The sequence below is a fragment of the Paenibacillus sp. ALE3 genome (assembly GCF_054113405.1).
Genome location: NZ_CM134214.1, coordinates 3,950,697 through 3,971,474 on the forward strand (window position 1 = coordinate 3,950,697; position 20,778 = coordinate 3,971,474).

General features: G+C 44.2%; 20 protein-coding genes and 1 riboswitch. Of the genes, 10 read left to right on the forward strand and 10 right to left on the reverse strand.

Annotation, left to right across the window (positions count from 1 at the left end; translation table 11 throughout):
• Positions 1–5: 5 nt before the first annotated feature.
• The 3 genes from ACXHJ2_RS17680 to ACXHJ2_RS17690 all read right to left on the reverse strand — a co-directional run bounded on the left by ACXHJ2_RS17680 (position 6) and on the right by ACXHJ2_RS17690 (position 2,208).
• Positions 6–989 carry a helix-turn-helix transcriptional regulator gene (locus ACXHJ2_RS17680; protein WP_013369765.1) on the reverse strand — a complete coding sequence of 328 codons (984 nt, stop codon included), beginning with the start codon at positions 987–989 and terminating at the stop codon, positions 6–8.
• Between the two features lie 71 nt (positions 990–1,060).
• The gene (locus ACXHJ2_RS17685; RefSeq protein ID WP_013369764.1) at positions 1,061–1,828 is read right to left on the reverse strand and encodes a hypothetical protein; all 768 of its coding nucleotides are present in this window, start codon (positions 1,826–1,828) and stop codon (positions 1,061–1,063) included.
• 224 nt (positions 1,829–2,052) lie between these two features.
• A complete protein-coding gene (locus ACXHJ2_RS17690) occupies positions 2,053–2,208 on the reverse strand; it encodes a hypothetical protein (protein ID WP_013369763.1) in 156 nt (51 codons plus the stop codon).
• 312 nt (positions 2,209–2,520) lie between these two features.
• Here ACXHJ2_RS17690 and ACXHJ2_RS17695 point away from each other — a divergent pair, with 312 nt between their 5' ends.
• The 6 genes from ACXHJ2_RS17695 (at position 2,521) to queF (ending at position 6,931) form a co-directional block, all read left to right on the forward strand.
• Positions 2,521–2,961 (forward strand): hypothetical protein, encoded by a 441-nt coding sequence (locus ACXHJ2_RS17695; RefSeq protein ID WP_013369762.1) that lies wholly within the window; start codon positions 2,521–2,523, stop codon positions 2,959–2,961.
• A gap of 25 nt (positions 2,962–2,986) precedes the next feature.
• Positions 2,987–3,691, forward strand: a complete 705-nt coding sequence (locus ACXHJ2_RS17700; RefSeq protein ID WP_025679469.1) for an AIM24 family protein — start codon at positions 2,987–2,989, stop codon at positions 3,689–3,691.
• Between the two features lie 85 nt (positions 3,692–3,776).
• Positions 3,777–3,820, forward strand: a riboswitch (PreQ1 riboswitch).
• A 134-nt stretch (positions 3,821–3,954) separates the two neighbouring features.
• Complete coding sequence (queC, locus tag ACXHJ2_RS17705) at positions 3,955–4,638, forward strand: 7-cyano-7-deazaguanine synthase QueC (protein WP_013369760.1); 684 nt, start codon at positions 3,955–3,957, stop codon at positions 4,636–4,638.
• On the forward strand, positions 4,631–5,122 hold the full coding sequence (gene queD, locus ACXHJ2_RS17710) for a 6-carboxytetrahydropterin synthase QueD (protein ID WP_013369759.1): 492 nt from the start codon (positions 4,631–4,633) through the stop codon (positions 5,120–5,122). The genes queC and queD overlap by 8 nt, the downstream gene beginning before the upstream one ends.
• Positions 5,115–5,993, forward strand: a complete 879-nt coding sequence (queE, locus tag ACXHJ2_RS17715; protein ID WP_165080383.1) for a 7-carboxy-7-deazaguanine synthase QueE — start codon at positions 5,115–5,117, stop codon at positions 5,991–5,993. The genes queD and queE overlap by 8 nt, the downstream gene beginning before the upstream one ends.
• A gap of 440 nt (positions 5,994–6,433) precedes the next feature.
• On the forward strand, positions 6,434–6,931 hold the full coding sequence (gene queF / locus ACXHJ2_RS17720) for a preQ(1) synthase (RefSeq protein WP_007429143.1): 498 nt from the start codon (positions 6,434–6,436) through the stop codon (positions 6,929–6,931).
• A gap of 129 nt (positions 6,932–7,060) precedes the next feature.
• Here queF and ACXHJ2_RS17725 read toward each other — a convergent pair whose 3' ends face one another.
• The 5 genes from ACXHJ2_RS17725 to ACXHJ2_RS17745 form a co-directional block, all read right to left on the reverse strand.
• Positions 7,061–7,894 (reverse strand): AraC family transcriptional regulator, encoded by an 834-nt coding sequence (locus tag ACXHJ2_RS17725; RefSeq protein ID WP_165080381.1) that lies wholly within the window; start codon positions 7,892–7,894, stop codon positions 7,061–7,063.
• A gap of 216 nt (positions 7,895–8,110) precedes the next feature.
• Positions 8,111–9,502 (reverse strand): glycoside hydrolase family 32 protein, encoded by a 1,392-nt coding sequence (locus ACXHJ2_RS17730; RefSeq protein WP_165080379.1) that lies wholly within the window; start codon positions 9,500–9,502, stop codon positions 8,111–8,113.
• Positions 9,495–11,753 carry a beta-glucosidase BglX gene (bglX, locus tag ACXHJ2_RS17735; RefSeq protein WP_165080377.1) on the reverse strand — a complete coding sequence of 753 codons (2,259 nt, stop codon included), beginning with the start codon at positions 11,751–11,753 and terminating at the stop codon, positions 9,495–9,497. The genes ACXHJ2_RS17730 and bglX overlap by 8 nt, the downstream gene beginning before the upstream one ends.
• Positions 11,754–11,771: 18 nt before the next feature.
• Positions 11,772–13,178 carry a sucrose-specific PTS transporter subunit IIBC gene (locus ACXHJ2_RS17740; protein ID WP_013369753.1) on the reverse strand — a complete coding sequence of 469 codons (1,407 nt, stop codon included), beginning with the start codon at positions 13,176–13,178 and terminating at the stop codon, positions 11,772–11,774.
• 276 nt (positions 13,179–13,454) lie between these two features.
• On the reverse strand, positions 13,455–15,224 hold the full coding sequence (locus ACXHJ2_RS17745; RefSeq protein WP_165080375.1) for an acid phosphatase: 1,770 nt from the start codon (positions 15,222–15,224) through the stop codon (positions 13,455–13,457).
• A gap of 287 nt (positions 15,225–15,511) precedes the next feature.
• Between ACXHJ2_RS17745 and ACXHJ2_RS17750 the strand changes: the two genes are divergently transcribed.
• Positions 15,512–16,198, forward strand: a complete 687-nt coding sequence (locus tag ACXHJ2_RS17750) for a hypothetical protein (RefSeq protein WP_165080374.1) — start codon at positions 15,512–15,514, stop codon at positions 16,196–16,198.
• 207 nt (positions 16,199–16,405) lie between these two features.
• Positions 16,406–17,674, forward strand: coding sequence for an MFS transporter (locus ACXHJ2_RS17755; protein ID WP_165080372.1), 1,269 nt, complete (start codon positions 16,406–16,408; stop codon positions 17,672–17,674).
• Between the two features lie 112 nt (positions 17,675–17,786).
• On the opposite strand, the gene ACXHJ2_RS17760 is transcribed toward ACXHJ2_RS17755, so the two are convergent.
• Complete coding sequence (locus tag ACXHJ2_RS17760; RefSeq protein WP_165080370.1) at positions 17,787–18,710, reverse strand: EcsC family protein; 924 nt, start codon at positions 18,708–18,710, stop codon at positions 17,787–17,789.
• A 132-nt stretch (positions 18,711–18,842) separates the two neighbouring features.
• Between ACXHJ2_RS17760 and ACXHJ2_RS17765 the strand changes: the two genes are divergently transcribed.
• A complete protein-coding gene (locus tag ACXHJ2_RS17765; RefSeq protein ID WP_165080577.1) occupies positions 18,843–19,319 on the forward strand; it encodes a GNAT family N-acetyltransferase in 477 nt (158 codons plus the stop codon).
• Between the two features lie 62 nt (positions 19,320–19,381).
• On the opposite strand, the gene ACXHJ2_RS17770 is transcribed toward ACXHJ2_RS17765, so the two are convergent.
• On the reverse strand, positions 19,382–19,807 hold the full coding sequence (locus tag ACXHJ2_RS17770; protein ID WP_165080368.1) for an Lrp/AsnC family transcriptional regulator: 426 nt from the start codon (positions 19,805–19,807) through the stop codon (positions 19,382–19,384).
• 158 nt (positions 19,808–19,965) lie between these two features.
• On the opposite strand from ACXHJ2_RS17770, the gene ACXHJ2_RS17775 reads away from it, so the two are divergent.
• Positions 19,966–20,718: an MBL fold metallo-hydrolase gene (locus ACXHJ2_RS17775; RefSeq protein ID WP_165080366.1), complete on the forward strand. Its 753-nt coding sequence runs from the start codon at positions 19,966–19,968 to the stop codon at positions 20,716–20,718.
• The last annotated feature ends 60 nt before the right edge of the window (positions 20,719–20,778 follow it).

Consider the following 20,778-nt stretch of genomic DNA (forward strand, 5'->3'; position numbering starts at 1 on the left):
CCCTGTTATTCTTGATTTCCAGCCTTCTTATCGAAGTAAAACGCCCCCCAGGTTCGCAGCATTTCTTGCATACGTTTGCGGTACCGTAAAGGTTCCAGAATCTCGGCTTCAGCTCCATAGGATGTGAGCCAATCCAGAAATTCACGGTCATGATTGACCGTCACCTCAAACAACAAACTTCCATCCGGCAAATCCTTGAGAAGAGGCTTGATGAACAGTTCCTCTTCTTTGACCCGATATACAGAATCGGCAGAAAAACGTACCACAAACCGAATATTTTGATTTCCTTTGGTCACCGACCAGGTGCCTTTAAAAAACATTTCCATTTCAGATGTATTTTTTTGAAACGTATACGGCAAAATCCTCATATTCCGAAAGCGGCTGATCCGAAAGGTTCTCATGGCGGATTGCTTATGACAAAAACCAAGCATATAGAACCGCCGGTCTTGAGGAACCAAACAATAAGGATCTACTTGCACCAATGACACATCTTCATTTTGAGGCGAGCTGTATTCCGCTTCAATTGTCTGCTGCGTAAGACTCGCCAAAACAATCAGCCTGAGCAGATAGGGCTGGTTTTCCCGATCAAGTGTCGAGCCGAGCCGGATGATATTTTTCATTTCCTGCGCGAAGCTCGTCTGGTCCATCTTTTTTTTCTGACTAGAGGCCATCACTTTCTCATAAGCACTTTCAAAAGCTGGCGGTAAAAGAGGCTTTATCGTTTCCATCATCTCTCCCAGCTTGGTAAAAGCCTCTGCCTCTTCTTCTGTCCAATTCAGAGGATACAAAGCAAAATTGCTAATAAAAATGTATCCCTTGCCATGCCCCATATTCGCGATCGGAATATGCATAGCGCTTAGCGCCTCCATATCTCGGTATATGGTACGTTCTGATGTTTCACAACGTTCGGCAAGCTCTCTTGCCAATATCCCCGGATTTGCCTGAACAATAGTAATAATCCGCATTAAACGTATCAACCGATCAGTCAAGGAAGTCTCTCCTTTACAAAAAGATAGTAAATTAGACTCACTAATTTGCTCAAATAAACTAGCATAATTATCTATCTCAGCCTATCATTCTCCGTAAAATGAACATCTCCTATCGATATTTCCTTATTAAAAAAGACCTTAGAGCTATACGCTTTAAACGATACAAAAGGCCCACTCCATTTATTGCGTAGGGACAAAAGTAACTCGGCTTCCTCCAGATAGTCCATGTCTTCGCTTCTGGCTGCACATATAAGCAATTCATCTGCTTGTCTCGTAAGGATGAACGCTCCTCGCTCAGGTTCCCCTTTCTCGTACATACGCAATGCCTTTTTCACAATTGGGGACGTCTCATTCAGCTTTATGTATTTTTCCACCTTCGGGTTGGATGGCATGCTCAGCAAACCAAGATGATGCGTGTAATGGATATAGAGCTGGTCCGTCCGGATCAGCGTTCGCTTTTCCTGCGATGGCTTGCGCCAGCTCCACTCGATCATTCCAATCGTATGTCTTCCGGACGCGTGAGCAGGGATAGAAAACGTCAAAATAGCTTGTCTATATTTGCCCCGCCATACATCACCACAGTGAACAAACATGCAATCACCGTTTTCTGATTCTTTAAACCCGAGTCTCACCCCTTCAACTTTTAATAGATTTACCCCGTTTTCTGGATTGAACTGAAGTTGAAGGTCACATCCCGCTGCCTTCGGTATTAGGTTCCCTTTTCTTTTACGTATAGCTCCATAGCCCCATTCTATCAGTAGATTTACTTGTTTGGACCCATTCGCCGATATAGACTCTCTGTCCCATGTGTACGTTACATTGAGCATTGACTTCACCACTGGTAAATTCCCCCTAAAAGAACATGTAACTCTAAATTAACAGTGTTATCTGACACTATATTGTCAGGGAACATATGTTTGATTGTGAAAATTATACATGGTAATCTTTATGAAAGGGGACCTAATTCGCGAAATAACATTTTAATCCTTTCCAATTGCATAAATACGCAAAAATAGCCCGGCGTATGCCGGGCTACATGATAGTCTACTTCATATATTTAAACTTATGAAATTGAAGTTTCCGTTAAAGAAACATTCGTCTTTGTGCAAACATCGGATATAGGAGCAAAAGTAGTGCTGTCCACGATGAGCTCCTTTGATAATGGCTTTCCATTAACAGTAATTTTTAAAATGGTATAGTTTTGCTCTCTGTCGTTCATCTTTCAAAATCTCCTTCTATATCTATTTTTAATATATTTCAGCTCATATATTCCTATTCAAGCCCTGATCAGGTGCGGGTTGTTCTTTACTCGTTTGTTGGGAAAACTGCCGGAATGTTGCCGCTTCCTTGATATACCCGTTTTAAGGTACACTTAAACTAATATATCGAGTTTTTTTGATCATCTTTTCCCGTATTTGTCGTCTGTATATTCTAAAACCTGCATCCAAATCATTATATTGTACGTAACCATGTGTTATGGGTAATGATCTGTAACATCTAACATCTTGGTTTATCAAAAGGGGGACATCTCTTGGCACGAGCAACTTGTCGCTTGGCTTTGTACCGCCGCATTGTCTGCGCTGCTATAGCACTTTTGTTTATTTTTGGGGTAACTCGTGTACCCGAAGTTCATGCTGCTTATTGGGATGATGTATATCAAGGCTTTGAGCAGTTTTCGCGGTTGCCCGGCGATGTGTACCAACTCAAGGAAAGCTACCGACAAACACAGGAAGATCTGGAAAAGGCCCGCACCAGCATTGAAACCTATCAGAAGCAGAACGCCCAACTGCTGGAGCAAAACCGCAAACTGAACGACACTGTTACAGAATTAAAAAATCTTCAAACCCAGCGCGATCAGGCTTCACACCGAAATAAAATGCTCATCATCACGGCTATCATTCTGCTGGCCGGTTATTTTATCGGTATCCGACTGTTGCGTTACGGGATGCGTCGACGTTCGGGAAGATACTAACTGCCTGAAAGGATGAAAGGTCTGAATGGACATACAAGCAGGACAACACCATGATGAAAGCGTCGGTTCAGTCGTAACGCTCGACCTGACTGAAGGGGAAAAGCTGCACGTTCTGCATCCGCAGCAAATTATCGCCTATCGCGGCCCCAGTGCAGGCCGTAGTGATAAGCTGATGAATATTAAAGGCATGTACCGCAAGCACAAACTGATTCAGGCCGATTTCACAGGGGCTTGCCGACTAATTGCCGCACTTCCTCCTGGCTTTAGTCTGAAGATGATCAAGCTTGAAGGAAGCGATGATCTGTTATACGATTTTCGCAACCTGTTCTGGTACAGCGCCGGCATCCAAATGCGTACCAAGCTACTAAGCATGAAAAACATGTTGTTTAGCCGTGATGTCATTAAAATGAAATTTGACGGTATAGGTCACATTGGTATTTTGACACAGGGATTGGTATGTCAAGAACAACTTCATCCGTCAGAGCCGATCTATGTCGATGCGAGCAGCGTCATAGCCTATCCAGAAAATGCCAAGCTGGAGTTAACCGTATACGGTAACCATCTGGCCAGCCAGCATATGAACTATCATTTTAAAATGACTGGACATGGTACTGTATTATTTCATGCCGGTGAGCATCATCGGCGGCTTCAGCAGGATATGAACGACGATGGCGTAATCAAACGACTTTTAAGGGAAATCATTCCGTTTGGTGGAGTGTTTATCAAATAGTCCTACCATGCTATAATGGCAATGCTATTAATGAAGCTGTCTGTCCTCGTGGCAGATGCTAATGAAGAAAATCCATGCATAACGCATGGGAGAGGTTCGCGAACTCCCTCTATAAAAAACTAACGATGCTTTGTCCTCCGCATTTGAAAATGAACTTGCGGGGCAAGGCCTGTTTTTTGTTGAAGCCGGTTCAAGAACTCTCTTTCTTCCACGTGACAAGACGCTGTGTCTTACACCATTCCAAGAAGATCGAGAGGTTTTTTATGTTTACAAACGAAAAAGCAGTCGTCGTATTCAGCGGCGGCCAAGACAGTACAACCTGTTTATTTTGGGCAAAAAAACATTTTGCCGAAGTAGAAACTGTGACGTTCGATTACGGTCAACGCCACAAGCAGGAAATCGAAGTTGCCGCCGGAATCGCCAGCGAGCTGGGTGTTCCGCAAACGGTACTGGATATGAGCCTGCTCAACCAACTTGCCCCGAATGCCCTCACACGCACCGACATTGACATTACTCAAGAGGAAGGCGAACTGCCTAGCACATTTGTAGACGGTCGTAATCTATTGTTCCTGAGCTTCGCAGCAGTTCTCGCCAAGCAAAAAGGAGCGCGCCATATCATTACAGGCGTTTGCGAGACAGATTTCAGCGGCTATCCCGATTGCCGGGATTCCTTTATTAAATCGCTGAACGTCACACTGAACCTTTCGATGGACTATCCCTTTGTGATTCATACCCCGCTCATGTGGTTGAACAAGGCCGAAACCTGGCAAATGGCCGATGAGCTGAAAGCTTTTGAATTTGTAAGAACCCGTACACTAACGTGCTATAACGGCATCATTGGCGATGGCTGTGGCGAATGTCCTGCTTGTAATCTCCGTCGTGCCGGACTAGAGCAGTATCTCGCGGTGCGCGGAGCTTCCTCCCAAGGAGTTGAAGGTCATGCGTGAGCCAGGTACCTTTCGCATTGTCGACAAGCTCCAGCAGTTCGGGACAGACATTGAGCGCTCTCAGCTGCGCTATCACCGCAAGCGTGTACTTGTTAGCAAACAATTTACGTTCGATGCAGCACACCATTTGCACTGTTACGAAGGCAAATGCAAAAATCTGCACGGACATACTTATATCGTCGTATTTGGCATAAGCGGAATACCGGGAGAAACAGGTCTAACGCTGGATTTTGGTGATATCAAAACAATCTGGAAAGAGCGAATTGAGCCTTTTCTGGATCACCGTTACTTGAATGAGACGCTTCCTCCAATGAATACAACGGCGGAAAATATGGTCGTCTGGATCTTTGAACAAATGGAGTCTGCCTTGACCTCGGATGCATACTGCAATCGTGTTGAAGGTGGACGTACCGAATTTGTAAGGTTGTTCGAGACACCTACCAGCTACGCCGAGTTCCGACGGGAGTGGATGTTCGATGAGTAATACCGTAAATGCTAATACCGTAACTACTCACCAACCTACGACAACTCTCGATAGGGCTAAAGCAGCCCCTATTCCTGTACTTGAGGTGTTTGGTCCCACCGTTCAGGGTGAAGGTATGGTCATTGGTCGTAAAACGATGTTTGTTCGTACCGCAGGCTGCGACTACCATTGCTCATGGTGCGACTCCGCCTTTACCTGGGACGGCAGCGCCAAGGATCAAATTCGACGTCTCAGTGCCACAGATATTTGGCAGGAACTAAAGTCCATCGGCGGCGAACGGTTCTCGCATGTGACCCTTTCCGGAGGCAATCCTGCCCTGCTGCCACAGCTTGGGGCGCTGATTACCCTGCTACGCAGTCAAGGCATTGCCACCGCTGTCGAAACACAAGGCTCCCGTTGGCAGGAATGGCTGTACGATATCGATGAAGTGACCTTATCCCCGAAGCCGCCCAGCTCTGGCATGACGACCAACTGGGAGGTGCTGGATGATATCGTGGCCCGTCTGACCAACCGGAAGATGGCTGGAGAGTCCAAGTCTACAACAAACGTCTCCATCACAACGTCCGCAAAGAAATCAGAGGATGAATCGGTCAGACTATATGCTGGAGCATGCAGCCTAAAGGTCGTCATCTTCGATGACACTGATCTTGCCTATGCCCGCACCATTCACGAGCGCTATCCACATATACCGTTGTTCCTCCAGACGGGTAATCCAGATGTGAATACGGAGAACACCGGACAGATTGCGGAGTCTCTGCTCCATCGTTATGAATGGCTTATCGACCGTGTCATGGACGATTCCAGACTAAACGATGTAAGAGTACTCCCGCAGCTCCACACCCTCGTATGGGGCAACAAACGCGGCGTATAACACGTATATACAATATATTCTATGCGAGCTGTATGTGATACACAAGATACACCAAATTAGTCGAAGTACACCCTCGACACCCAAAGCCATATAAAAAGAGAGAAACCCTCGTCCGCAAGGACGGGGTTTCTCACAGAATATCGCTCCTTTCATATAGGAGCGCGCATTATTCTCTTCTACACCAATCTATAAGTAAACGGGTAGTGACTTTATGGTGTTGACGGCGGTCGCAGCGGAGCGGAGGATTTGAAGCTGGAGAAGCGTTAGCGTTCGCCTTTGAAATGGGATTCTAACCTATAGATCTTTTATCAGAAAGAATCCCATTTCAACAGCGATCGGAAGCTCAAATCCTTCGCGAAGCGTCGCCTAACCGAACCTCCCCACCATAACTCCCTCTCCCTTTTACCAAACTAAACCAACTTTAAGGAGCCTCACTCAACATGACCGGAAGAAAACCAGAAGAAATGACCGACGTTACCCTACTTGGCAATCAAGGCACACAATACACTTTTGCCTATGATCCCGCCATTCTCGAAAGCTTTGATAATAAACACCCGTACCGCGATTATTTTGTAAAATTCAATTGTCCAGAGTTCACCAGCCTGTGCCCGATCACAGGACAACCTGATTTTGCAACCATCTACATCAGCTACATTCCTGATATTAAAATGGTTGAAAGCAAGTCCCTTAAGCTGTACCTGTTCAGCTTCCGCAACCACGGTGATTTCCATGAAGACTGTGTCAATATCATCATGAATGACTTGATTAAGCTGATGGACCCTCGCTACATTGAAGTATGGGGCAAATTCACGCCACGCGGCGGCATCTCGATCGACCCGTACACCAACTATGGCAAACCGGGAACCAAGTATGAGCAGATGGCAGAGCATCGTATGATGAACCATGATATGTATCCAGAGACGGTGGATAATCGTTAGGCTGATCCTCTCTGTGCACTTGCATACACATAAACAAGGGGCTGTCCCAAAGGTCATAAAATGACTCAGGGACAGCCCCCATTTTCTAGTCTGTTGAAATCATCCATAAAAGGATTACGCTTGTGTCGTTTACACACTCAGATCAAATTTTGATTTTTTATATTCATAAGGGGTTTTACCCATAACTTCCTTAAAAGCTTTTCTAAACGATTTTTCGTTGGGAAAGCCCGCCTCGTAAGAAATTTCTGTAAGTGACTTATTCGTTGTTTCCAATAAATCGATTGCTTTTTCCAGACAAAGAATTTGCTTGTACTCCGTAAATGTCTGACCTGTATATTCATGAAACATTCTCGACAAATACGCCTCTGAATAGCCGCAGATTCGGGCTGTTTTCGCCAGACTAATATTTTCAGCGTAATGCTCTTTAATAAAATCCATGATCGTCTTTATCTTTCGCTGCTTTTCGCTAAATACCTCTGGCTGTATGTCTGCTGCCTGACTAAAATGATTAACGAGCAAATACTTAAGCTCAATAATTCGGCTTTGCTCTAAAATATAGTCATATTTCCCTTTGGAAATATGCAGGTTATATATGTCCATAAATAACTCTCTTAATTTAGAAAGTATAGTACGTTCAACTTGTCTCTCTTGCGTGTTTAATTGGATGAATACTTGTTCATTGGCAAAAAAGGTAGCTGGAAATTGCAATACAACAACTTGGTTTTCCGTAATACTTTGTGTGGAGTGCGGTACATTGCTATTAATAAAAAGTGCATCCTTTTCCTTCAAAATGGTTATCTTTCCTTCATGCCACACTTTGAGGCTTCCACTTGTACAATAGATTAATTCCATATTGCTGTGAAAATGCATGGGGATGACTCTTTCTGTATCTGTCGATTGAAACATAAAGAGGTTAATCATTTTTCTTCTGTCTATTTCAATATGTTCATAAATTTTTTTCATACGACACCTCATCAACCAGCTATGAGTAATCAACAGTAATTTATATTCAGTCATATACTCTAATACTCATACTATACCGATAGTAAAATGCCTACACAAGCTGAAATCTCTTCAGTCGACAAAAACAAAAAAAGGCAGTTCTTCTCGCAAACGGAGAATAAACAGCCTTTCCTTGCCTGCTTGTAGCTCTTACAGGTGAAAGATACTAATATCGTTTTAATGATTGATTATGGCTCCACATTCCTGCAACTGATAAATCTCAATTTCTCCTTCATTATCTCCTGCGTCAAGTATCACACTGCGCTGTTCCGTATCTTCCAAAAAATAACGCAGAGAAAATACTTCCTCGCCTTCGTTCATAAAAATCTCCAGACTTGAGCTTTCTATAAATATTTGCATGTCTACAAGTTGATTGACTAATGTTGCTTTTCTGTACTCCCTCTGGTTCGTTAACCAATTGGTTCTCCATACGGTTAAACTGTTTTCTTCTGAATCATAGTCAATTTCCACAGCATTTCTTACTATCATTTTGAAGTTCTCTGTAAGCTTCGAAAAATGAATAATGCATTCCACCTGCAAGGAAGGCAGCATCCAAACCCCATTTTTGTGAATGTTCTCCTTAGAATGCACACCATCCAATCTTAACAACTGTAATTCCGGCAATGGTTTCTGGTACAGCACACCGTTAGACAGCACTATTTCTCTAGGTAGAGTCAGCGCATGAATCCAGCCTTCCTGAATAGTTGGAACAGCCCTCTCTGCTTCTTCATTCATAGCGCTCATCCATCCGAACATAATGGTTCTATCATTCACCTTAAATGATTGTGGCGCGTAGAAATCAAACCCCCGATCAAGCTCTTTAAAATGGGCAACGTTCCCGCTGAATTTTCCTGTATCCATGAATTTTCCAACAATATATCCCGATTGGTTAGGGTTTCTATAATATTCGCCTGCCCCTGGTAAACCCTGAGGAGAGAAGACAAAAATATCATTTTCCGCAAATTGAAGTAGATCAGGACATTCCCACATATATCCGAATTCATGACCATGATCCAAAAATGATCCTTGGTATTCCCAATCAGACAAATCTGTAGATTTGTAGATAAGCGTATCTCCAGTCAAATCCTCTCTTTGAGCGCCAACGATCAGCCACCAGCTCCCGTTCCGGTCTCTCCATACTTTCGGGTCTCGGACATGTCTAGTATAGCCTTGTGGATGTTCAAACAAAGGACCTATTTTATGGAAATTATCCCCATCTTCCGAAATGGCTGCGCATTGATAGCTTTCCTTGACTCCATCATTTCTGATTACATTTCCTGTGTAAAACAGATACAGCTTTTCATCATGAACTATAGCGCCTCCAGAATAAATGCCATCCTTGTCATACCATTCCGAAGGCTCCAGCGCTACACCCTTTCTTTGCCAATGCACCAGATCGCTCGAAGCAACATGGCCCCAGCATTTATTTCGATGTTCGGTCCCTTTGGGGTTCCACTGATAGAAGACATGATATTGTTGATTGAAAAAGGCAAGTCCATTAGGATCATTTAATAGTCCGTAAGGAGGAGTAATATGATATTTAAGATGATAAGCGTCGCTTTTATTCATGTTTATCCTCCGGTAACAAAGTAAAACTAAAGCTTAGCAAAATGTCTTGTGAGCTTGAACCGATATAAACCTCAAATTCGCCTGGCTCACTCTTATACTCCATTTCACGTCCATAAAATTTAAGCATGTCCTCATCCACTGAAAATTCCACAATTGTAGTCTCGCCGCTTTGTAAAAATACTTTTTTAAAGTCTTTTAATTCTTTAACGGGTCTTGCAACACTTGCAAATTTATCGCGAATATATAATTGAATCGTTTCTTTCCCAGCATACGTTCCAGTATTGGATACAGAAATACGGATATCCACTGACTCATTTGTTTTCATTTCCTTTTGGCTGACGGTTAACAGACCGTATTCAAATGAGGTATAGGATAGGCCATAGCCAAACGGATACAAGGGTTCGTTCACTTCATCTATATATCGGGACGCAAAGCGATAAGAGCCATTTTCCTTTAAATTCGGTCTTCCTGTATTCAGCTCATTGTAGTATACCGGAATTTGTCCGACGCTACGTGGAAAGGTCATCGCTAATTTCCCAGACGGATTTACTTCCCCATACAATATATTGGCCAGCGCTTCTCCCCCCATCGTTCCCGGATACCAGGCCTGAACAATGGCGTCCACTTTTCCAGCAACATCGGTAAGAATCAGAGGTCTTCCACTATATATGATCAGAACAATCCTTTTGCCCAATAAGCTTAATTCATGAAGTAGTCTCAATTGCGGCTCTGGAAGCGTCGGATTCGTTCGTGATCCACCTTCTCCGCTCTGATAAATACTTTCTCCCAAGGCAAGGACTATGATTTCTGCTTCATTTGCATTCCTAATGGCTTCTTGCAGTAGAACTTCCTCGGAACCTGTTTCAACAGCCAGCTTGTCCGCATATTTATCGAACGTTTCCCTTGCATCAGGAGGTAGCAGATAACTGCCTCTGCATACCGAGAGATTGTCGGAGCCAACAAGCTGTAACAACCCTGTTTTCAAATTTATAGTGTCTGTCTGCTCTCCCTTAATCGCCCACATGCCCAAGGTAGAATTTTCTTCTGCATAGGGGCCAATCAAAGCTACCTTCGTTTCCTTTGACAACGGCAATACATTATTTTCATTTTTCAGCAGCACAACGGATTCTTCTGCCAAGGACAGTGCCGCTTGTTTATGTTCGTCTGACAGAATACTGCTTGTTGAACGTTTAACAATTTCCTGTAATCCGCGGTATGGGTCCTCGAACAGCCCCAAATCATTTTTCAGCTTTAAGACACGATATACAGCTTCATTCAGAAGCTCCAACATATAGTCATTATTAGAAATTACATCTTTCAATTGATTAGCGTACACTGCCGTCTTCATATCCACATCTACACCTGCCAACAGTGCTAGCCTGGCAGCGGAAGCCTCGTCTTCGGCATAACCATGCATGATTAACTCTTCAATAGCGGCGTAATCCGAGATCAATACACCGTCAAAGTTCATTTCCTGTCTTAATACATTACGGTTAAGCCACTCGTTTCCAGTCGCAGGGATACCATTCAACGTATTAAAAGCCGTCATAACAAGCTTGGCACCCGCTTCTATTGCAGCTTGATATCCAGGCAAATAATATTCTCGCAATGCATGCTCCGATAGATCCACGGCATTGTATTCACGTCCAGCGACAGGCGCTCCATAAGCAGCAAAATGTTTGACGCAAGCGGCAATTTTATTGGCTGGCACGGCTGTGCTTTCCAAGTTGCTGCCCTGGATTCCCAGAACTACGCTCTGGGCATATTTCTTTGCCAACAATGTATCCTCTCCGGGCGATTCCATCACCCGCCCCCAGCGAGGATCTCTAACCATATCTACCATAGGAGAAAAGGTTACATGAATGCCTTCATCGTAGCATTCCTGAGCAGCAATCGAAGCCGCACTCTCTATCTCCTCATAGTTCCAGCTACATGCTTGAGCAATCGGAATCGGGAAGATGGTTCGGTATCCATAGATAATATCTGCCATGAATAACAGCGGAATTTTATGAACCGATTTTTCCAAATAATCGGTTTGCAACCGGATTATTTTTTCCGGGTTGGTGATGTTTAATATGGAGCCCGTATTATAAATATTATAATCCGTATTTAGCCCTAGTTTTTTCAAAGGGCCCGTCACAACCGTATCCATGTCACCTTCAAAAAAATCACCGGTTAGTTGGATGAGCTGGCCGATTTTCTCTTCTATTGATAGGCTGTTCAATTTTTCAAGCAATGTTTTGTTGTCCATGATTTTCTCCACTAAATTTTATTTGTTCTCTATTTTTTCTTTAAATCCAAAGATCCACGTCAACGCAAATGCTACACCAAAACCGATTACACAAACTAAAGCATACAGAAAAATTTGATTATTCAGATACAATAACAAACCAGGTATAGCTGTAATCGACATACCTGTTGCTTGAACATTAAAGATACGTGCGAAGAATCCTCCAACCGCTCCCCCAATCAAGCCCATCACGAATGGTTTGCCATATCGAATGTTCACCCCAAAAATAGCGGGTTCTGTAATGCCGAGCAGTGCAGACACGGCAGACGGGTAGGCAATAGATTTGGTTTTTAATCTTTTGGATTTCAAGCCGACAGCTAACGCCGCACCCGCTTGTGCACAAATGGATGCTGAACTGATCGGGTTAACCATATTCCAGCCGCCATCCACCAGCATCTGTATTTCGATCAGGTTCAACGCATGGTGCAGTCCGGTAACGACAATAATCTGATTAATGCCTCCATAAATAAATCCGCCAATGCCAAACGGCAACTTCAAAATAGCTGTAACTGCCGATAATATTAAAACCTCTACTTCATGGAAGATGGGACCAATCACGAACAAGCCCAGTACCAGTGTGAGCAATAATGTCAGAAACGGTGTCAAAATCAAGTCCAGTGCTTCGGGAACGGATTTCCTGATTCTCTTCTCCATCATCGCTCCCACGATCCCTATAATGAACGCCGGCAGAACTGAACCCTGATAGCCTGCGATTTTGATGAAGCCCAAAAATAAAAGAGGTTCCTTCACATGTTGAGCGACATCCCAGGATGTAGGTAAAGAAGGACTTACCAGCATGAGTCCGAGCAATATCCCCAAGATCGGCGACCCGCCAAATACTCTGAACGCTGACCAGCATACCAGCACAGGCAAAAAGGCAAACGCGGTATCGGTCAGTATTTGTGTAAATAATATGAAATTCGCAGAAATATCATCCGGTGTAAGTCCAAATAACTGAAGCAGTGCAGGCTGAGTTACCAAGCCCCTAACTCCCATAAACAATCCGGTAGCTACCAATGCTGGGATAATGGGAACAAATACATCTCCGAAAACCCGAATCATTCTTTTGAAAAAGTTGTCATCTTGTGTTGAGGCCTTCTCTTTCAGCTCTGCCTTTGATGTAGCAGATACGTTCTGGCCGACCATTGCTTCGTAAACCTTGTTCACGGTACCGGTTCCAAAAATAATTTGATATTGTCCGGAGGTAAAAAACACCCCTTTTGCCTTATCAATATTCTCAATAAATTCATCATCAATAATGTCCCTGTCTTTTACAATCAATCTCAACCGTGTAGCACAATGTGCCATAGAAATAATATTGTCTTCTCCGCCAAGCCCTTTAATGACATCCTGGGCTATTTTAACGTATTCTTTCTCAAGACTCATCAGTCTTCTTCCTTTCCTCTGTTCCTCTTAGTTAGTCTGTACCTTTAAAACTTGGACTAATATGCTTCTTAAGAATAACATGACTGCGCTTTCAAACAGCGCGATTATTTTACTACATTAAGGTCAAATTTTGACCTCTTTATACCCTTGGCTATAAATAACTCTGAGAAATGGACTTTTTACGGGAACAAAAAATGCACCTTAAGAATGGGCACTGGATAACTTCATGGTTTATCCGGTGTATTCCAAAGGTGCACCTTAAATTGTCCTATTTGGTTACTTCGTGACTTTTAACTGAACACTATTGGCTGTATAGACAACCTTCACTTTATAATTGCTTGGTAGACCTGCTGCTTCAATGGAAGAGAATGCCCCATTGCGTTTACCATAGGTTAAAATGGTGGCACCGCTAGCTGGTACATATTTGTTAGAAAAATTCAGGCGTAATTTCCCGTTAAGTTGGGCTGTTCCCTTAATTTTAAGTACGTCATTTTTACTGCCTAGGTTGAGTTCAAGTTTTCCCTTGGCAGTTTGTTTGTAATTCCCGCCAACAATCAGCTTTCCAGAATTGTTTTTAAGAAGAGTTCCCCCGTTATTCGTAACTTCACCACTTCCGAAAGCTGTCTCCGAATTACCTTCAAGTATGCCTTGATCGATCTGTGTACCGCCGGAATAAATATTGCTACCCATAAGCTTCAACGTACCTGCTCCCTTTTTAGTCAGCTTTCCAACACCAGAAATATTGTTGCGCCAGCGATCCAATGCATTGAAACCGCCTTTGGAAGCATCCATCTTCACCGTAACATGATTGACAAAAGCACCGTAGCCATCCGCAGCGGAATACAGGTTTAATCGTCCCCATCCCTCAGCATCATCCAGCACAGGATAGCCGGAAGGAATCCCCGTGGTAGCCAATACCCAACGGCGTTGTGTGCTATCAAGGTAAGGTAGGCGTGTCTCCAACAGCACCTCCGCTCCTTTAGGCACTGTCATTGGCTTCGTCGTTGGATTAATCGGGCTGAATCCGTACGTTAATCGTTGATTATAATTTTTCTTGTTTGTAGCATAGTTGCTGAAACGATCTGGGGCTGTACCTTTTTGGGACAGCAATTGTTTATGAGCATCCTGATAAGCTGCTTTCTTCAAGCTGCTATTGGCTGGATCAGACAGGATGGCAGCAGCCAGCGCTGTTGCCATGACACGCCCTCCCATAACATCAAGCGGGGAATGCATACCAGCAACAACACGATTATTGCCCAGCTCCGAAGCTCGTGTCAGCAATTCCTGATAACGCTCCGGCATGGCATAGGCCATAGCAATAGAACTGAGATACGCAGCATTGGTATGACCGCTAGGAAAGCCGCCATCATTAGTAGCATCAGATTTGAGCGCAGGGACCAGGCTCGGGACAACCACTGAATTATCGCTCCAGCGAAACGGACGAGGATAACTAAAGTAAGACTTAGCCGGGTTCGTCGTAGAGTAGTCCCCGCGCAAGGTATTGACCAAATTCACGACGTTGCCGAGACTGGAGCTTGTATCCCCTGCGTTTGTTCCCTCATCTTCATATTTTTTAGTTGTAGCATCGGCCGGGACGTCGTTGATTGTTGTCGTGGCGCCTGCCTTCTTTCGATATACATCAGTGAGCGAACCCAGACCGTCGATTACACTGTAGCTCTGATTTCGACGATCATCCAAATAAGCCGCATCGGCCTCACTGGAAGTGCGACGGGCAGCGATATCAATCACTTTTTGAATATTAGCATCCAGTACACTGCTGTTTAATTTGGTGCCTGTGTCCCAGGTAGCGCCGGGAGTCCAAAGCTTATTAAATTCAGAGAGCAGCCCGAGAGTCGGATTGGAGCTTTCCGTCTTATTAGCGGCACTATTATTTTTATAATGATCTACAAAATATCCCCATGACGGTTCTGTTGGAGTTACTGTTGTTGGCAGCGTTGCCGCACTCGCATAACTTCCACCTAGAGAACCTAGAAGTAAAGGTAAAGATAATAATGCAACTGATAGTGGTTTCCTTAGCAATTTCATTCTCAAATCAGATCCTCTCTTTTCTTGTACCTTTATACTTTCTCTACAAAGCTATCACCTAAACAACCAAGTTGTATGACATAAAAAATCATATCTTAAGTTTGTTAAATAAAGAGCTTAGTTTTGTTAAATTCTTCTTGCTTATTTATATGTAAAAAGAATATCAGCAACATTCAGCATAGAAATAGTTTTATGGTGTTTGTAATACTTCCACCATGTTGATATGTCCTTATGATCAATATAGTTGGAGCAGTAGAGCATAAAATTTAATTAAGGTAGGTTGTCTTATGAACGAGGAAACTATTGCTTTCAAGTGTGGAGCGTGTCAACAGGTACCAGACAAACCCCTATTAGAAAACAAAGATTTTGAGATTGTAGCCATCGAAGATGCTATGGATTGGGCAGATTTCAAACATGATATTCCAGATCTAAACAGTGAAATATGGGAAAGAGCATTGATACCTCCCACAAAAGGTGACTTAAGAAAAGTACAAGTATATTTTCCTTTTCATATGTCCGTTGGAGAAACTTTTTGGACTTTATTCAGACCTGCTTATTCACATTTTAATGGTTGGGAAGAGCAGCCTGATGAGATCAACTTCTCTGCGTTTATTAAATGTAGATTTGAAGACATCATATCCAAAAATGAAAAAAGAGCTTGGATCCATGTCAGAGTGGAGCAAGTCCTTTTTTTGAAAAATGTATGTAATGAAATGCCACCCCGTGATGGAACAGGCTATCTGGATTCATTTCATATGTTTGGAGAGCCTCAGCTATTGCAATACAAGGATTGGATTCTTCTTGATGCAAACGCACAAAGTAATCTTGGGATTTGGGCATTAATTAAAAGAGTTAAGGATGATAACCATTTGGTGGCATATGGCGAATGGGAATTTCATTCCAATATAGTCTACTGTGGAAATCTAATAATCCCTGAAGACGAGTTGAACCCATTCATGCATGTTAGAGAGTAAAATGATAAGTAAAGGATATCATATACAGATACAATGCACTCAGAGCAAGATAATCTATTGTGAATTAGAGGATCGAGTAATAAAGAGTATCCAGCAGAATGGGCAAGCAGCGATGAGTAAAGGGGGACTTTATCCCACTTTCAGCCATTTGCTGCAAACGGATTGCTTCCTATATCTTAAAATATACATACATATCCGGAGGTTGCCATGACTACTAAATCTGCTACAAAAAAAGAAACGGGCCAATCGCTCCCCCTCCAGGGGCCGCAAGCGAAAGGCACCGTTTTTGCGATTCTGATTGCGATCAGTTTCGTCCATCTGTTCAATGACTCGATTCAATCGGTCATTCCAGCGATCTTTCCGATCTTGAAGGAATCTATGAGCCTGAGCTACACGCAGATCGGCTGGATTTCATTCGCCATCAACTTTACAGCTTCAATTATGCAGCCTGTAATTGGCTTGTTTTCGGACAAACGGCCTACGCCCGCTATCCTTCCTATCGGTATGGGCTTTACGCTCACTGGTATGCTGCTGCTCGCCTATGCAGCCGATTATAAAGCGGTGCTGATCGCAGTCATCTTCGTGGGTTTAGGCTCAGCTGCCTTTCACCCCGAAGGCTCGCGTGTATCCCATATGGCGGCAGGATCACGCCGGGGATTGGCACAATCCATTTTCCAGGTCGGCGGCAATGCAGGTCAATCGCTGGCACCGATGCTCACAAGCTGGATTTTTATCCCGTTGGGGCAGTTTGGCGCCATCTGGTTCACAGGCATTGCGGCAGCCGGAATTGTAGTGCAATCGTTCATTGCCCGCTGGTACGGTAACGTCCTGCGTACAGAAGGCATTGCACGCAAAAAAACGGCGACACGCCGCATGAAACTCGAAGTGCGCAGCCGTATTATGTTTGCCATGATTGTCCTCATTCTGCTGGTATTTGTTCGTTCGTGGTATTCGACCTCGGTCGGCAGTTACTATTCGTTTTACCTGATGGAAGTATTTAAAATGCCATTGGCTGACGCACAGCTGTACATTTTCCTGTTCCTCGGAGCTGGAGCGCTGGGCACCTTTTTTGGCGGCCCGCTGGCAGACCGTTTTGGTAAACGCAATATGATTTTTCTGTCCATGGTATTAGCTGCACCGCTGGCGCTGCTATTGCCTTATGCCAACCAATTCTGGACGGCGATCCTGCTGGCGATTATCGGATTTATTATGTTGTCCAGCTTTTCGGTCACAGTCGTATATGCACAGATGCTCGTGCCTGGCAAAATCGGGACGGTGTCCGGTCTCATTACAGGCCTGGCTTTTGGTCTGGGCGGTGTGGGCGCACTCGTGCTCGGCAATTGGATCGACAAAGTAGGCATCACCAACATCATGTTCCTGTGTGGCTTTTTGCCACTGCTCGGCATTTTAACCTTCTTACTTCCTACAGACAAAACCCTGAATCGCTGGGCGGAAGAAAATGGAGCCGAAGTGTAACAGGCAACCGTGTGGCGGCCATCATTGGCCGCTGCACACCTTCATAAACAACTAACTCAAGCTCCATTCCTCATTTCTACCCCACTCTTCATCTCTCCTGCATTCCTTACTTCTACTCCAACCCATTCTCTACTTCTGCTAAACGCTTTAGAATACGACGCTTCCGATACAGCATTTTCCCCGCTTCAGCTACGTCACTAATCGCACTTCGATTGGCAATGGAGCCAAACAAAATGCCTGCAATCGGGACCATTTGCAGCAGCTTTTTCCATCCAAACTGATCGCGATAGGTGTTAATGACCTCTTTCCATCCCTGCATCTGGGAAAAAACCTGTGCCTGACGTGAAGGGTCATCGAACAAGGCCAGTTCCTCTAATACAGCCTTTTTACCCACAATATCAGATGAAGCAAATTGCATACATTTAATAATAAAAATGCGTTCCTGCTTATCATGGGGGTTAAAGCCATAGCACAAAGCGATTTCCTGAAGCACCTTGAGTGACAAGCCGAGCAAAATAGGGATATCCGCCGCAATCGTAAACACACCGCCAATCCCCGTGGTTGCTCCCTGAGCGGCGGCAAAGGTAATGCGTCCCGACGTCATATCGTCCGCCGTCTGATCCATGATCGTTAGTGGGAGCTCTGCCGCCTGCTTCAAATCCCACGTGGATTCCTCACTATGCTCCGCATCTGCATTTTCCCCGGCACGGAGCTGATCCTCCGGATCCGAGACGAAATCTGCACCATTTTGCTGAATCATATATTCACGGACCTTCTTGTTCAGCTTGCTCAGAACTGTTTCTTCTTTCACCAAATATTTGCCGCCATTCTGAATGAAGCTGCCCATCTCATTAAGCAGTTGCTCCAGCTTGTCTTTAATGATTTTGGGCGTCAGTCGATCCAGCAGCATAAAGGGCCATCTGCCGATTTTTTCCCAGAAAAAAATATCCTTCTGCTCCTTCTCCCACTTCTCAATATGCTTCAGCTCTTGGTGCAATACATCCTGACTTTCCCGATATTCTATAAGCGGCTTCATAAGCGTAGACGCCTCCTTTTGACTATGCTAGTTTATGTATGGATAATACGTAAGTAAGACGAGTTCAGGTTTCTTTTTTAGTAAACGAGATTGATATAGTAGATTAAAATTTGTCCAGATCGGAGTGTAATGATGAATAATGTAGAGCTTGTCCCTTACCATTGTGAGCATGATGCTATTTTACATACCTTTTATCTGCCTGAGGAGCAGAAGCAATTTACTGGAATGCCAGCTGAAATGCTGACACTAGCCAAGGAAGATCCACACCGCCATCCCGTCGTCATTACGGCTACTGGAAGACCGGTTGGATTTTTCATTTTATACGATGGAGATGAATTAGCAGACTATACGAATACTTCTGAGGCACTGTTGCTACGTGCGTTTTCTATTCATTATACAGATCAAGGACAAGGGTTCGCTAAACATGGGCTGCTTCTGCTACCACAGTTCATCTCTAGACACTTTCCACATATTCGCGAGATTGTACTGGGCGTCAATGCCCGTAATCAAGCTGCCCAAAATCTGTATCTCAAATGCGGCTTTATCAATGAAGGTAACACTAAAATGGGACAACACGGCTTACAGCATATTTTTAAAATGAGCCTATAACGCTGACTTCAATTGCCCTCGTAAACAAAAGCTTTCGGCACAAATGCCGAAAGCTTTTATTATTAAATTACGCCAATGGAAAAGCTCAATTTGTAGTTACCAAACTTCGTAAGTTCATCCAGCATGGTATTTAACTCTGACTGTGATGACATGCGAACCCGCATCCAATAACAGCCCTCCCCACTTACCCGATGGATTTCGACAATAGAGGGATGCTCCCGTGCAAAAGTCTGAAAAGCACTGTGAGTCGTGCCTGAATTCAGAAAAACCGTAATAAAGGCATGAATCGTCTGCCCAATTTTCTCCGGGTTCCAGCGCAGTGTATAGCCTTCAATAATACCTGCATCCTGCATTTTTCGAACACGTGTCCCTACTGCTTGGCCTGTCAAATGAACAAGCTGACCAATCTCCTTGTGCGTTAAAGAGCTGTCTTCAATTAAATGATGAAGAATGCGCAGGTCGGTGTCATCAGGTACGAATAGTTCCATAGTTATTTTTCCTTTCATGATGAAACGAGAATGCTGGTTTTCCTTTCAGCAGGCCGTAGCCTGCATCTTCTTGCGTCAGATATGATTGTAGCAGAAACAAAGAACGGCCGAAAATACACTCGGTCAAAAAACATTTACGATTAAAGGAGCTTCTATATATGAAAATCACACTAATCCGCAACGCAACCTTATGGATCGAATACGCTGGAGTAAAATTTCTGATTGATCCGATGCTGAGTGATGCTGGCCTAAATCCACCAGTTCCCAATACGGAAAACACTTTCCGCAATCCGCTGGTTCCCTTGCCACCACAATGGCAGACGCTTGGACAGCCTGAAGTGGTCATCGTCACGCATTTGCATCCAGACCATTGGGACCCGGCGGCAGTACGCTGGCTGGACAAACAAATTCCTGTCTTCTGCCAGCCCGGAAATGAAGAACAAATCATGGCTGACGGTTTTACACAGGTTACTCCGATTTCGGTGGCTGGCTCAGTCGGGAAAATCGAGATTACCCGTACAACCGGGCATCATGGTACCGGAGAAATCGGGGAACAGATGGGACCCGTATCTGGCTTTGTATTTCAGGCTCCAGGTGAGCCTGTCGTCTATGTGGCTGGGGATACCATTTGGTGCAGTGAAGTCGCGGAAGCACTGGATAAATTCCGCCCTGACTGGACGATCGTGAACGCTGGAGGAGCGCGGTTTACGGTGGGTGATCCCATTATTATGACTGCCCAAGATGTAACGGCTGTTGCACAGCATGCCCCTTACACACAAGTCGTTGCTGTCCATATGGAAGCCATCAACCATTGTGTACTGACTCGCTCCGAGCTTACGGAACATATCAAACGTGAAGGTCTGGAGAAGCGTGTCCATATTCCGGCAGATGGAGCAACGATTTCGGCATAAGGTGATAACTCCCGATTCACCGTTTGCGCCTATTTCGAATATATTGGATTTCAAAACGCC